This is a genomic window from Dyella silvatica (assembly GCF_026283955.1).
GTDB classification, from domain to species: Bacteria; Pseudomonadota; Gammaproteobacteria; order Xanthomonadales; family Rhodanobacteraceae; genus Dyella_C; species Dyella_C silvatica.
The window spans coordinates 1-12,475 of sequence record NZ_JAPDPE010000038.1 but is presented as its reverse complement, the minus strand read 5'-3'; the positions used below and the strand labels follow the sequence as shown (position 1 = coordinate 12,475).

The following is a 12,475-nucleotide window of genomic DNA, read 5'->3' as shown; positions in this document are numbered from 1 at the left end:
GTTTCAGGGATGCTCTGGCCGCGTGGGCCTTGCGGCGAGTAGTATCGACGTGCTGTGACTGTTGGGTCGATGAAGGGGGATCTGTTCATTGGATAAGCGGCCGCCACGCGTCCGTCGCTCGCCTCTGCCCACAGTGACTGCAGCCTGCGCCATTGCATTCATGACGATTATTAAAGGTTGAGGGGAACCTGATGGATATTGCCGAACTGCTCGCTTTCTCGGTGAAGAACAAAGCCTCGGACTTACACCTGTCCGCCGGCCTGCCGCCGATGATCCGCGTAGACGGTGACGTGCGCCGCATCAACATCCCGGCGCTGGAACACAAGCAGGTGCACTCGCTGATCTACGACATCATGTCGGATAAACAGCGTCGCGATTACGAAGAATTCTTCGAAACCGACTTCTCTTTCGAAATCCCCGGGCTGGCGCGCTTCCGCGTCAACGCCTTCAACCAGAACCGTGGCGCGGGTGCGGTATTCCGTACCATTCCGTCCGAGGTGCTGACGCTGGAAGACCTGGGCTGCCCGCCGATCTTTCGCGAACTGATCGAACAGCCGCAGGGTTTGATCCTGGTCACTGGCCCCACCGGTTCGGGCAAGTCGACCACGCTGGCGGCGATGGTCGATCACATCAACAAGAGCGAACACGGTCACCTGCTTACCATCGAGGACCCGATCGAGTTTGTGCACACCTCGCAAAAGTGCCTGGTCAACCAGCGCGAAGTGCATCGCGATACGCACGGCTTCAACGAGGCGTTGCGCTCGGCATTGCGCGAAGATCCCGACTACATCCTGGTGGGCGAGTTGCGCGACCTGGAGACCATCCGGCTGGCCTTGACCGCCGCGGAAACCGGTCACTTGGTCTTCGGCACCTTGCACACCAGCTCGGCGGCCAAGACCGTCGACCGCATCATCGACGTGTTCCCGGCCGGCGAGAAGCCGATGGTGCGCTCGATGCTTTCCGAAAGCTTGCGCGCGGTGATCTCGCAATCGCTGCTGAAAAAAGTCGGCGGCGGGCGCAGTGCGGCGCACGAAATCATGGTGGGCATCCCGGCGATCCGTAACCTGATTCGCGAAGACAAAGTGGCGCAGATGTATTCGTCGATCCAGACCGGCCAGCAATACGGCATGCAGACGCTCGACCAGAACATGCAGGATCTGGTCAAGCGTGGCCTGATAACCCGTCAGCAAGCCTCCGGTTACGCCAAGAACAAAGACATATTCAAGTAAGGCGGGGAACGGGGAAGGGGACGGGAATATGATGGCTGCTGTCGTTCCCGCCCCACGACCTGGTCGTCGCCTCCAGGGGGCAAGTTAATGCGTGACTTCGATCTTATAAAGCGAGCGGCAACCATGGTCATTTCCTCACGGCTAACCCCCGTTTCCCGTTCCCTGTTTTCCGTTCCCCGGCTCTAAAGGAGCCTGTCATGAGCGATTTCGATTTCACCTCGTTTCTGAAATTGATGGTGCACAAAAAGGCCTCCGACCTTTTCATCACCGCCGGTGTGGCGCCTTCGATGAAAGTGCAGGGCCGGATTGTGCCGATCACCCAGAGCCCGCTTTCCGTGCAGCAGTCGCGCGACATGGTGCTCAACGTGATGACGCCGTCGCAGCGCGAGGAGTTTGAACGAACCCACGAATGCCAGTTCGCGATTTCCGCGCAAGGCGTCGGCCGCTTTCGTGTGTCGTGCTTTTACCAGCGCAACTGCGTAGGCATGGTGCTGCGCCGGATCGAGTCGAGCATCCCGACGATCGAAGAGCTGACCCTGCCGCCGATCGTCAAGCAGCTGGCGATGACCAAGCGCGGCATCATCATCTTCGTTGGCGGTACGGGTACCGGTAAGTCGACCTCGATGGCGGCGATGATCGGCTATCGCAACCAGAATTCGACCGGCCACATCATCAGCATCGAAGACCCGATCGAGTACGTACACAAGCACGAAGGCTGCATCATCACCCAGCGCGAACTGGGCATCGACACCGACAGCTGGGAGAACGCGCTGAAGAACACGCTGCGCCAGGCCCCCGACGTGATCATGATCGGCGAGGTGCGCACGCGTGAAACGATGGAGTACGCGATCAACTTCTCCGAAACTGGTCACCTGTGCATCTGCACGCTGCACGCCAACAATGCCAACCAGGCGATCGACCGCATCCTGCATTTCTTCCCGGAAGATCGCCGCCAGCAGCTGTTCATGGATTTATCGCTGAATCTCAAGGGCGTGGTGGCGCAGCAGCTGATTCCGACCCCGGACGGCAAGGCACGCCGCGTGGCGGTGGAGATCTTGCTGGGTACGCCGCTGGTGCAGGATTACATCCGCCAGGGCGATATTCACAAGATCAAGGAAGTGATGAAGGAATCGACCAACCTGGGTATGAAGACCTTCGACCAAAGCCTGGTCGAGCTTTATCACGCCGGTGAGATCTCCTACGAGGACGCGCTGCGTCACGCCGACAGCTCCAACGAAGTGCGTCTGCGCATCAAGCTGGCCCAGGGCGGCGACGCCCACACCTTGTCGCAAGGCCTGGACGGCGTCGAGCTGGAAGAGACCCGCGACTCCAATCATTTCGGTGGCGGCGGCCTGCTGCATCGCTGAGCGCACTGCGCTCAGTTCGCCTTGGCGACACAACGCAGTTATCCGGCTATCCCTGAGTTGCCGGCCGTCGTGGCAATCCAGGGATGGCGGCGCATCAGTCCTTGCGCGCCGAGGCACCGAATTGCAGCGAGTCGGAAATATCCGCCGCGGCCTGCCGCAGTTGCGCCAGCGCGTGCTTGACCGTGCTGGAGGACGCGCGTCGCTCGATAAAGGGGATGGTCAAGGCGCACACGGCATGGCCATGTTGCAGCACCGGTGCGGATAAATCGGTCACCCCGTCAACCACCTGGCTGGGTGCGCTGGCATAGCCGCGGGCATGCACCTGGCTCACCAGCTTCAACAGTTTTTTACGATCGAAGTCGGCATCGTGGCTGGCGATGATATCCAGCCAGCTAGCGCGGATATCGTCGCTTTGAAACGCCAGCAGGACATGGCCGGAGGTGGCCTGGGACATCGGGCGGCGATGTCCGACACGGACCACCAAGCCGATTTCACTCGGTGGATCTACGCGTGCGATCACTACGATCTGCTCGCGCGAAGGCACCACCAGGTGACATGACTGCTCCACCGCGTCGGCAAGCCGGTGCATGACCGGCATGGCGGCCTCGACGGTACTTTTGACCGGGGGTTGCTCCATGCTGAGTCGAAACAAACGCGAAGTGAGCGAGTAGCCAGAGTCGCCTTCGCCTCGCGCGATGTAGTCGCGCTCTTCCAATACTTGCAGCATGCGGAAAATTTCGCTGCGCGATCGGCCGATGCCTTCGGACACTTCGGCGACGCTTAGCGGCGCGGCTGCCGCGGCCAGCAGTTCAAGAATGTCGAGGCCTTTGTCCAGCGCGGGCGCGCGGTACTTCGGAGTTGTTTTCGGCATGGTCGCAATGAATTCCTGTTGATAACCAACGCTTGCCTTCGGGAAGGTGTTCACAGCATGGCTTTTTTTGAAGGGTAGAGCGATGCCGCCAGCGAATATGCTGCGTTGCGGCTTGTACTACAAGTGAATATAAAGTTCATATATGCACATCAGTCTCCAGGCTGCCATAACCCGCCGGGCTTAGTCCGGCACGTTAGCGAGGAGTAGCGGATGTGAGTACGACCACAGAACGCGAGCTGCCCATGGTCACGCCTGTGCGGCAGGCGGCCCGGGCGTCGCTGCTGCCGCTGGTGTTGATCATCAGCCTATTCTTTCTGTGGGGCGTCGCCAACAATTTGAATGACGTGCTCATTACGCAATTCAAGAAAGTCTTCACGCTGACTGACTTTCAGGCCGGTCTGGTGCAGAGCGCGTTTTACCTGGGCTACTTTCTGGTGGCCATCCCCGCGGGTATTTTCATGCGCCGTTTCGGCTATAAGAACGCGGTGATCTGTGGGCTTACCCTCTATGGCGTGGGCGCGCTGCTGTTCTGGCCGGCAGCGTCGCTGGGCACTTACGGATTCTTTCTGTTTGCGCTGTTCGTGATCGCCAGCGGCCTGGCCTTCCTGGAAACGTCGGCGAACCCCTTTGTCACCTTGCTTGGCCCGCGCGAGACCGCCGCGTACCGGCTCAATCTCGCTCAGGCATTCAATCCGCTTGGATCGATCACTGGCATTCTTATCGGCCAGCAATTCATTTTTTCAGGTATCGAGAAATCGCCAGCGCAACTGGCGGCCATGAGTGCGCTCACCCGCAGCGCCTATCTGGCCCAAGAAACCAGCGCGGTGCAGCTGCCCTATCTGGTGATTGGATTGGCGGTGCTTGGTTGGGCCTTGCTGATCCTGGTGACGCGTTTTCCGTTGCCGCATCACGCCGACGATGAGGTGCTCAGCTCCGCTGGCCGCAGTGTGCTGGGCAAGTTGCTGGGCGATCATCGGTTCCGCTGGGCTTTGGCGGCGCAGTTCTTTTATGTGGGCGCCCAAGTAGGTGTCTGGAGTTATCTGATTCGCTACGTGCAAGGCACCATGCCGGGGACGTCGGCGAAAGAGGCCGCCAACTACCTGACCGCTTCGCTGGTGTGCTTTATGGCGGGCCGGTTCGCCGGCACGGTGTTGATGAGGTATATAGCGCCGGTGCGATTGCTGGCCGCGTTTTCCACGCTGAATGTGCTGCTTGCCGGTCTGGCCGTACTGTGGACAGGCCATGTCGGCGCCTACGCGCTAGTGGCGTGCAGTTTCTTCATGTCGGTGATGTACCCGACGATTTTTGCGCTCGGTGTGGAAGGGCGCGGCGACGAAGAGCGCAAGCTCGGTTCGGCCATGCTGGTGATGACCATTATTGGCGGCGCGGTGCTGACCGCGGCAATGGGTGCGGCATCGGATGTCGGCGGCATCGCGCGCGCGATGTCGGTGCCGGTGGTCAGTTTTGTGGTGGTGCTGTTGTTTGCCTGCCGCTACGGCGCCTTGACCACGGGTGAGGCGCGCTAACCCATGCCCCGCCGGTATTTCGCCCTGGACCTGAAAGACGATGCCGCATCGATCGCCGAGTACGAGCGTTGGCATAGCGCCGAACGTATCTGGCCGGAGATCGTCGCCTCGATACGCGCGGCCGGCATTCTCGATATGGAAATTTTTCGCAGCGGCAACCGGCTGGTGCTGGTCGTGGATGTCGCGGCCGATTTTGACGAGCAGGCCAAACGGGCTGCCGATGCGGCCGACCCGCGGGTGCAGGCCTGGGAAAACCTGATGGACACCTTCCAGCAGCCGCTGCCGTGGGCTGAGGCTGGACAGAAATGGGTGCCGATGACGCGCTTGTTTTCGCTGGCTGACTGTATCGCCGAGGACAATCCGCGCTAGCCCAGGCCTTGCTAGCCGTTGGGTTCGCTGCGCCAGAGCACATCCGGCGAGATAGCTCGCGCATCGGTCTGCCCGGTCAGCGCCATGCTCACGCTGAGTTCGCGGCGGATGATTTCGATGGTGCGTGTCACGCCGGCCTCGCCCATGGCACCCAGGCCGTACAGAAAAGCTTTACCGATGAGCCCTGCGCGTGCGCCACTGGCCAGCGCCTTGAGTAGATCTTGTCCGCTGAGGATGCCGCCGTCGAAGAGCACCTCTAGGCGATCGGCGCTGACCTGGGCGATGGAGCGAAGTACATCGATGCTCGCGGGTGCGCCGTCCAGCTGGCGGCCGCCATGGTTGGAGACCACGATGGCGTCGACAGCGTGATCAGCGGCGATAACGGCATCTCGCGGATCCATGATGCCCTTGATGATCAGCTTGCCCGGCCACAGCTGGCGAATCCATTCGAGATCCTTCCAGTTCAAGCTGGGATCGAACTGACTGGCGATCCACTGGGCCAGGGTGGTGAGGCTGTCCGAACCACCGATACGGCCTTGCAGGTTTCCGAACGAGCGGCTGGGCGCTTGCAACACGCTCATGGCCCAGCGCGGCTTGCTGGCGATATCCAGCAGGTTGCGCAAGGTCAACTTGGGCGGTACCGAGAGCCCGTTCTTGATTTCGCGGTGGCGCTGGCCCTGTACCGTGAGGTCGGCGGTAAGCATCAGCGCCGAACAGCCGGCCGCCTTGGCGCGCTCGATCAGTTCGCGGGTGAAGCCACGGTCGCGCATCACATAGACCTGAAACCAGAACGGCGCGGCTACCGCGGCGTGTACCTGCTCGATCGAGCAGATTGACATGGTGCTCAGGCAGAACGGAATGCCGGCCGCCGTGGCCGCGCGGGCACCGTGAATCTCGCCGCTACCGTGCTGCAGGCCGGTGAGCCCGGTCGGCGCGATCGCCAGTGGCATCGACACCGGCTGGCCGAGGATGCTGGTCGCCAGCGAGCGGTTGTCGACATCGGCCATCACGCGCTGGCGCAGCTTGATACGGTCGAAGGCCTGGCGGTTCTCGCGCAAGGTCACCTCGTCATAAGAGCCGCGGTCGGCGTATTCGAAGAAGGCTTGCGGCACGCGGCGCTTCGCCAGCGCGCGCAGATCCATCACGTTGGTGATCGGTGTGCTCATGGCAATCAGGCCCTCAGTGCGTCCGCTGATTCGTGCCAGGCCGGGCCGTCCGGATAGCTGTACTCGGCGATGGAGCGGTCGTGCATTTGCGCGGAAAACCCCGCGGCGTCGGGTGCGATGTAGCGGCCGTGGCGAATGGTTACAGGGTGAACGAAATGCTCGTGCAGATGATCGACGAACTCGATCGCACGGTCTTCTTTCTTGCCGCTGATCGCAATGAAATCGGCCATGGCCAAATGCTGCACCAGTTCGCACAGGCCCACGCCGCCGGCGTGCGGAAACACGCGCACGCCAAATTTCGCGGCGAGCAGAAGAATGGCCAGATTCTCGTTGACGCCACCGACGCGGGCGGCGTCGATCTGCACCAGATCGACCGCGCCGGCCTGGAACAACTGCTTGAACATGACCCGATTGTGGGTGTGCTCGCCGGTGGACACCGGCGTCGGCGCCACCGCCCGGCGAATCGTCGCGTGGGCGAGGATGTCGTCCGGGCTGGTCGGCTCTTCAATCCAGGCAAGGTTGGCATCGGCGAGCCGGTGCAGCCATGCGATGGCTTGCGGCACATCCCAGCGCTGGTTGGCGTCGACGGCAATATGGATATCCGGGCCGACGGTTGCGCGGGCCAGGCGGCAGCGCCGCACATCGTCGTCCAGATTCAGGCCGACCTTGAGCTTGATCGTGCGAAAGCCATCCGCGACGGCCTCGCGCGCCAGTCGCTGCATTTTTTCGTCGGAGTAGCCAAGCCAGCCCGGCGACGTGGTGTAAGCGGGATAGCCTTCGGCGAGCAATTGCCCGATGCGCTCCTGCTTGCCCGGCTCGGCGGCGCGAAGCAGGGCCAGCGCCTGTTCGGGGGTAAGCACGTCGGTAAGGTAACGAAAGTCGATCACGTTGACGATTTGCTGCGGCGACAGCTCGGCGATAAATCGCCACAGCGGCTTGCCTGCGTGGCGCGCGGCCAGGTCCCAGGCGGCGTTGATCAGCGCACCGATGGCCATGTGCATGACGCCTTTTTCAGGGCCTAGCCAGCGCAGCTGCGAATCGCCGATCAAGCGGTTGGCAAAGCCGCCGAGATCGCCGATCACCTGGTCGAGGGTCAGGCCGAGCACGAAGGGCCGCAAGGCATCGAGCGCGGCTTTCTGCACGTCGTTGCCGCGGCCGATGGTGAATACAAAACCGTGGCCGGCCAGATGCCGGGCGTCGTCGGTGCGCAGTACGACATAGGCGGCCGAATAATCCGGGTCCGGATTCATTGCATCCGAGCCATCCAGCTCGCGCGAGGTCGGAAAGCGAACATCGTAGGTATCGAGCGCGGTTATCTTCACCATGCAGCGCGGCCTCCATCGGCAGGGTGTGCGCGGACTTGCTGGCGCTGCCGGCCCAGGCCGTCGATACCCAGCTCGATCACGTCGCCGGCGCGCAGATAGCTGGGTGGCTTCAGCCCCAGGCCGACCCCGGCGGGGGTACCGGTGCTGATCACATCGCCGGGCATCAGCGTCATGTAGCGGCTGATGTAGCTGACCAGGGTTGCCACGCCGAAGATCATCGTGCGGGTGTTGCCGGTCTGGTAGCGGTGGCCGTTGACCTCCAGCCACAGGCCCAGCTGCTGCGGGTCGGGGACTTCATCGGTGGTGACCAGGTATGGCCCGAGCGGGCCGAAGGTGTCGCAGCTTTTGCCTTTCACCCACTGGCCGCCGTGCTCGAGCTGGAACTCGCGCTCGGACAGGTCGTTGACCACCAGGTAGCCGGCGACATGGTCCAGCGCTGCGGCCACGCTGACATCGCGAGCCAGCTCGCCGATGACCACGCCGAGCTCGACCTCCCAATCGGTTTTCGATGAGCCGCGCGGGATCACCACGTCGTCGTTAGGCCCCATGATGGCGCTGGTGGCTTTCATGAAAAGCACCGGTTGCTCGGGGACCGGTGCGTTGGTTTCCGCGGCGTGCTCGGCGTAGTTCATGCCCACGCAAATCATCTTGCCGACTCGCGCGATGGGAGCGCCGAAGCGCGGCTTGTCGGCCACCTTGGGCAGGGTCTTCGGATCGATCGCGGCCAAGCGTTGCCGGCCAGCGCGGCTTAGCGCGTGTTGATCGATGTCGGCGATAACGCTCGACAGGTCTCTCAGTTCGCCTGCGTCATCGATAAGCCCCGGCCGCTCCGCGCCTGGGTCGCCATAACGGACAAGTTTCATGCCGGTGGTGAATGCGGATTCGTCGGAGGCCAGGTAGAGCGCCAACGCGGCGATTTCTTCGGGTCGGCCCAGGCGGCCCATCGGCTGCCGCTCGGTGAAGCTGCGCCAAACGGCATCTTCATCGCCGCCCAGCGCGCGCACGCGCTCGCCAAGCGATGGCGTTTTCACCGTGCCCGGACAGATCGCGTTGCAGCGCACGCCGCGAGATACGAAATCCGCGGCGATCGAACGGGTGAGCCCGATCACCGCGGCCTTGGTGGCGCCGTAGGCGAAACGGTTCGGTACGCCTTTGATACTGGATGCCACCGACGCCATGTTGACGATGCTGCCGCTGCCGCGCTCGAGCATGCCCGGCAGCACCGCCTTGCATAGGAGAAACATGCTGTCGACATTGATCTGGAACGAGCGTCGCCAGCTGGCTTCGTCGGTGTCGAGGATGCTGCCCGCGTGGACATAGCCGGCGCAGTTGAAGAGCACATCGAGCGGTTCATCGCCGGCGAGCAGGGCATGGATATCGTCGACACGGGTGACATCCAGCACGCGGGTACGAATCGATGGATGCTCGGCAGCCAGCGCGGTCAATGCAGCGGCATCGATATCGGTGGCCAGTACCTGCGCGCCAGCCGCGGCGAAAGCGATGGCGGTGGCGCGACCGATGCCCGCGCCGGCGGCGGTAATCAAGGCGTGTTTGCCGCTTAGGCGGCCGCTCATGCGCGTGTCTCCACGCGGTGTGCCCCGAGGCGGTAAGAGCGGCGATTGAGGTCATGCTCGTTCATGCGAGATTTCCATCGAGTGGCGGATGAGTGGGCGCGGCCGTGTCCAATCGATAAAAGGCGCTGGCGTTGCCGCGGAAAATGTCGCAGAGCCGCGCCGGTGCCAGACGTTTCGCGTAGCTTTGCGCGAGGCCGAGCCAATGGGCGTAGCCGCTTTGCGTGGTCAGCACCGGCCAGTCGCTGCCCCACAGCAGGCGCGACGCGCCAAAGCGCTCGAAGAGATGTTCGACATAGCGATCGATGGCGCTTTCGCCCTGGCCAGGGGCGAGCTGGGTGAGCAGGCCGGAAAACTTGCAGTGCAAGCGGCTGTGCTCGGCGAGCTTGGTGATTTGCACAGACCAACCGTCGAACTCGCCATGGGCGATATCCGGTTTGCCTGCATGGTCCAGCACGGCGCGCAGGGAATGTTCGCGCGAAAGTCGTTGCCGCAAGGCCGGTAGTTGATCCAGGCGAACCAGCGCGTCGAAGGCGAGGTCATGTGCCTGCAGGGCATCGAAGGCCGCATCGAGGGCCGGGCGGGCCAGCCAGTCGGGGTCGGCGATATCCTGCGCCATCGGTCGCAGGCCAAGCAGGCGGCCATCGCCATCGCGGACCAGGTTGTCGATACGTTGGCGCACATCGCTGGCTGCAAAGTCGACCCAGCCGACCACGCCGGCGATGCTGGGCTCGCTGCGCGCCAGCTCGAACAGATAACGTGTTTCCGCCTCGCTCGGCGCGGCCTGCACCAGCACCGTCCGCCATACCTGGGCCTGGTCGCGTTGCGCGCGTAGATCGTCGGGCAAATAGTCGCGCCGCAATGTTTCCGGCGCGGTGTCGAGCCAGCCATAGTCGCCGCGCCGCACGCTCCAATAATGTTGATGCGCATCGACGATGATCATGGGCTCATCGCGCCGTCGAGTAAGCCGGCCTCGCGCAGTCGTGCCCATGCCTGCGCCGGTACCTGCGCCTCAAGGCGGGAAACGGCGCTGCTCACTTCTTCGGTTGAGCGCATGCCGCAGACGACACTGGCTACGGCGGGATGAGCGAGCGGAAACTGTATCGCCGCCGCGCCGACATCGGTGTTGCACTGCGCGCAGATGTCGTAGAAACGTTGCGCTCGTGCCTGAGTTGCCGGATCGGCCGGGGCGTAGTTGTAAGTGGCGCCTGGGCGGTCCGCGCCGCTGAGCAGGCCGGAGTTATAGGGGCCGGCGGCGAGTATCGCGATGCCGCGCTCGATCGCCTGCGCCATGACGCGTTGGCTATCGTGTTGCTCGAATAACGTATAGCGGCCGGCCAGCATGATGACGTCCAGGTCGAACAGCGGCATGACCTGCAGGCAGACCTCCTCTTCGTTGACGCCCAGGCCGATGGCGGCGCAGATGCCCTGGCTGCGCAGATCGGCCATGGCCGGCAGTGCTTCATCCAACGCCTGGCGCAGTATCCGCGGGTGATCGGCGCCATGGGTCAGTGCCCCGATGTCATGCAGCAAAAGCACATCGATGTGCTCGGTGCGCAACCGCCTCAAACTGGCCTCGACCGAGCGCAAAATGCCGTCGCGGCTGTAGTCGAAAACCGCTTGCCGGCCATCGACGACGAAACCGTCGGCATGATCGATACGCCCGTTGGCAGGCTCGATCAGGCGACCGGTTTTGGTCGATAGCGTGTAGCTGTCGCGGGGCAGCGCCGCCAGCGCCGAGCCCAGTCGGCTTTCGCTAAGCCCATAGCCGTAATAGGGCGCGGTATCGAAATGGCGGATGCCTTGGCGCCACGCCTGCTGGATGGCGGTCGAGGCGGCATCGTCGCCTACGCTTTGATAGAGATTGCCGATCGGTGCACCGCCAAAGGCGAGTCGCGAGATACCCGCCAGGCGGCTGCGTGGCGGCCTGGCGGATTCATGTCGAGCATCGTTGGCGGTCGGTTTTGCCATGGCCAAATCCTGCGAGCTAAAGCCCTCGGCGTGCGTCAGCGGAGCATCGATGCAGGGCTGGGCAGCGAGCCCCCTGGATGATGTGGCATGCCACTCAGCGGCATGTTTTACACCCGGCGATTAGTGTGCACATATGAATTATGAATTTACAAGTGATCCATAACGTCGCGATTAGATCGTGAGAATCCGTGTTGCAGTGCAGCTTGTCACGATCTATTTAAGTATGAATTATGAGTTCGCTAGTAAAAATTGGTGGCTTTGCGCTGGTCGCGATCGGACGGGGATCGCGACACAGCCATTCGGGGATGCACATGCATTGGTTTACTCAGCCAGCACGCAGCGATTTGGCATCGGCGCTTGCCGGGGTTTCCCTGGAGCGCGATGTATGAGCGAGCACATCTTGGCCGGCCACCAACAAGAGCACGACGCTTTTCGCGCAGGTCAACATAGCGCGGGCGCCACCGCCGCGATGCACGCGCTCGACCATCAGTCACTCGACCATCAGTCATGGGCATTTCTTGCCGCCGATGTCGGCGGTACCCATGCGCGCATCGGGCTGGTTGCGGCACAGCCGAAGCGCGGCATGCCTTCGATACTGGCGTATCGAAGTTACCAGTGCGCCGAGTACGCCGGCCTGGACGGCATCGTGCATGCGTTCTGCGAAGAACTCGCCATCAAGCCACGCCGATTGGTGCTTGCCTGTGCGGGTTACGCCCACGACGGCGCCATCGTCAACGACAATTTGCCGTGGCCGATCGTGCTGGCCGCGGTTACCGATGCATTGGCATTGAGCGAGCTTGCCTTGCTCAATGATTTCGAGGCGCTGGCATATGCAACGGCCTACATCGATGCCGACGGCGCGCAGCCGTTGAACGCACCGGCACGCGCCGCCGTCGGGCATGCCGGCCCAGCGGTGGTGGTCGGTCCCGGTACCGGCCTTGGCGCGGCGGTTCGGCTGCCTAGCCAGCCGCCGTTTGTACTCGCCACCGAGGCTGGGCAAATTCAATTGGCCGCGCGGGTCGGGCGCGAGCAACAGGTGCTGGGCAAGTTGGCCTTGCCCGACACGCATGTTGCTTATGA

Annotated in this window: 11 protein-coding genes and 1 pseudogene; 5 read left to right on the top strand and 7 right to left on the bottom strand. The window is 62.8% G+C overall.

The features are described from left to right. The first annotated feature begins 191 nt into the window (after window positions 1–191). Together OUZ52_RS09525 and OUZ52_RS09520 are read left to right on the top strand one after the other, a co-directional pair. Window positions 192–1,229, top strand: coding sequence for a type IV pilus twitching motility protein PilT (locus OUZ52_RS09525; protein ID WP_266158151.1), 1,038 nt, complete (start codon window positions 192–194; stop codon window positions 1,227–1,229). Window positions 1,230–1,426: 197 nt separating this feature from the next. After that, window positions 1,427–2,596: a PilT/PilU family type 4a pilus ATPase gene (locus OUZ52_RS09520; protein ID WP_266158150.1), complete on the top strand. Its 1,170-nt coding sequence runs from the start codon at window positions 1,427–1,429 to the stop codon at window positions 2,594–2,596. 94 nt (window positions 2,597–2,690) lie between these two features. On the opposite strand, the gene OUZ52_RS09515 is transcribed toward OUZ52_RS09520, so the two are convergent. Then, window positions 2,691–3,467: an IclR family transcriptional regulator gene (locus OUZ52_RS09515; protein WP_266158149.1), complete on the bottom strand. Its 777-nt coding sequence runs from the start codon at window positions 3,465–3,467 to the stop codon at window positions 2,691–2,693. 242 nt (window positions 3,468–3,709) lie between these two features. Between OUZ52_RS09515 and fucP the strand changes: the two genes are divergently transcribed. Then, a complete protein-coding gene (gene fucP / locus OUZ52_RS09510) occupies window positions 3,710–4,993 on the top strand; it encodes an L-fucose:H+ symporter permease (RefSeq protein ID WP_266158181.1) in 1,284 nt (427 codons plus the stop codon). A 3-nt stretch (window positions 4,994–4,996) separates the two neighbouring features. Then, window positions 4,997–5,362 (top strand): L-rhamnose mutarotase, encoded by a 366-nt coding sequence (locus tag OUZ52_RS09505; protein ID WP_266158148.1) that lies wholly within the window; start codon window positions 4,997–4,999, stop codon window positions 5,360–5,362. An 11-nt stretch (window positions 5,363–5,373) separates the two neighbouring features. Here the strand turns inward: OUZ52_RS09505 and OUZ52_RS09500 are convergent, their stop codons facing one another. From OUZ52_RS09500 to OUZ52_RS09475, 6 genes and pseudogenes are all read right to left on the bottom strand, one after another. Beyond that, a complete protein-coding gene (locus OUZ52_RS09500; RefSeq protein ID WP_266158147.1) occupies window positions 5,374–6,528 on the bottom strand; it encodes an alpha-hydroxy acid oxidase in 1,155 nt (384 codons plus the stop codon). Between the two features lie 5 nt (window positions 6,529–6,533). Beyond that, window positions 6,534–7,853: an L-fuconate dehydratase gene (locus tag OUZ52_RS09495; protein ID WP_266158146.1), complete on the bottom strand. Its 1,320-nt coding sequence runs from the start codon at window positions 7,851–7,853 to the stop codon at window positions 6,534–6,536. Continuing rightward, window positions 7,847–8,716, bottom strand: coding sequence for a fumarylacetoacetate hydrolase family protein (locus tag OUZ52_RS09490; RefSeq protein ID WP_266158180.1), 870 nt, complete (start codon window positions 8,714–8,716; stop codon window positions 7,847–7,849). The genes OUZ52_RS09495 and OUZ52_RS09490 overlap by 7 nt, the downstream gene beginning before the upstream one ends. Then, window positions 8,717–9,427 (bottom strand): annotated as a pseudogene (locus OUZ52_RS09485) (SDR family oxidoreductase); the annotation flags it as partial. It lies immediately after the preceding gene. Window positions 9,428–9,488: 61 nt separating this feature from the next. Further along, entirely contained in the window at window positions 9,489–10,367 is an 879-nt protein-coding gene (locus tag OUZ52_RS09480; RefSeq protein ID WP_266158145.1) for an amidohydrolase family protein, read from the bottom strand. Beyond that, entirely contained in the window at window positions 10,364–11,395 is a 1,032-nt protein-coding gene (locus OUZ52_RS09475; RefSeq protein ID WP_266158144.1) for an aldo/keto reductase, read from the bottom strand. The genes OUZ52_RS09480 and OUZ52_RS09475 overlap by 4 nt, the downstream gene beginning before the upstream one ends. Window positions 11,396–11,780: 385 nt before the next feature. Between OUZ52_RS09475 and OUZ52_RS09470 the strand changes: the two genes are divergently transcribed. Continuing rightward, window positions 11,781–12,475: glucokinase (locus OUZ52_RS09470; RefSeq protein ID WP_266158143.1), on the top strand; the 695-nt coding region annotated here is incomplete at its 3' end.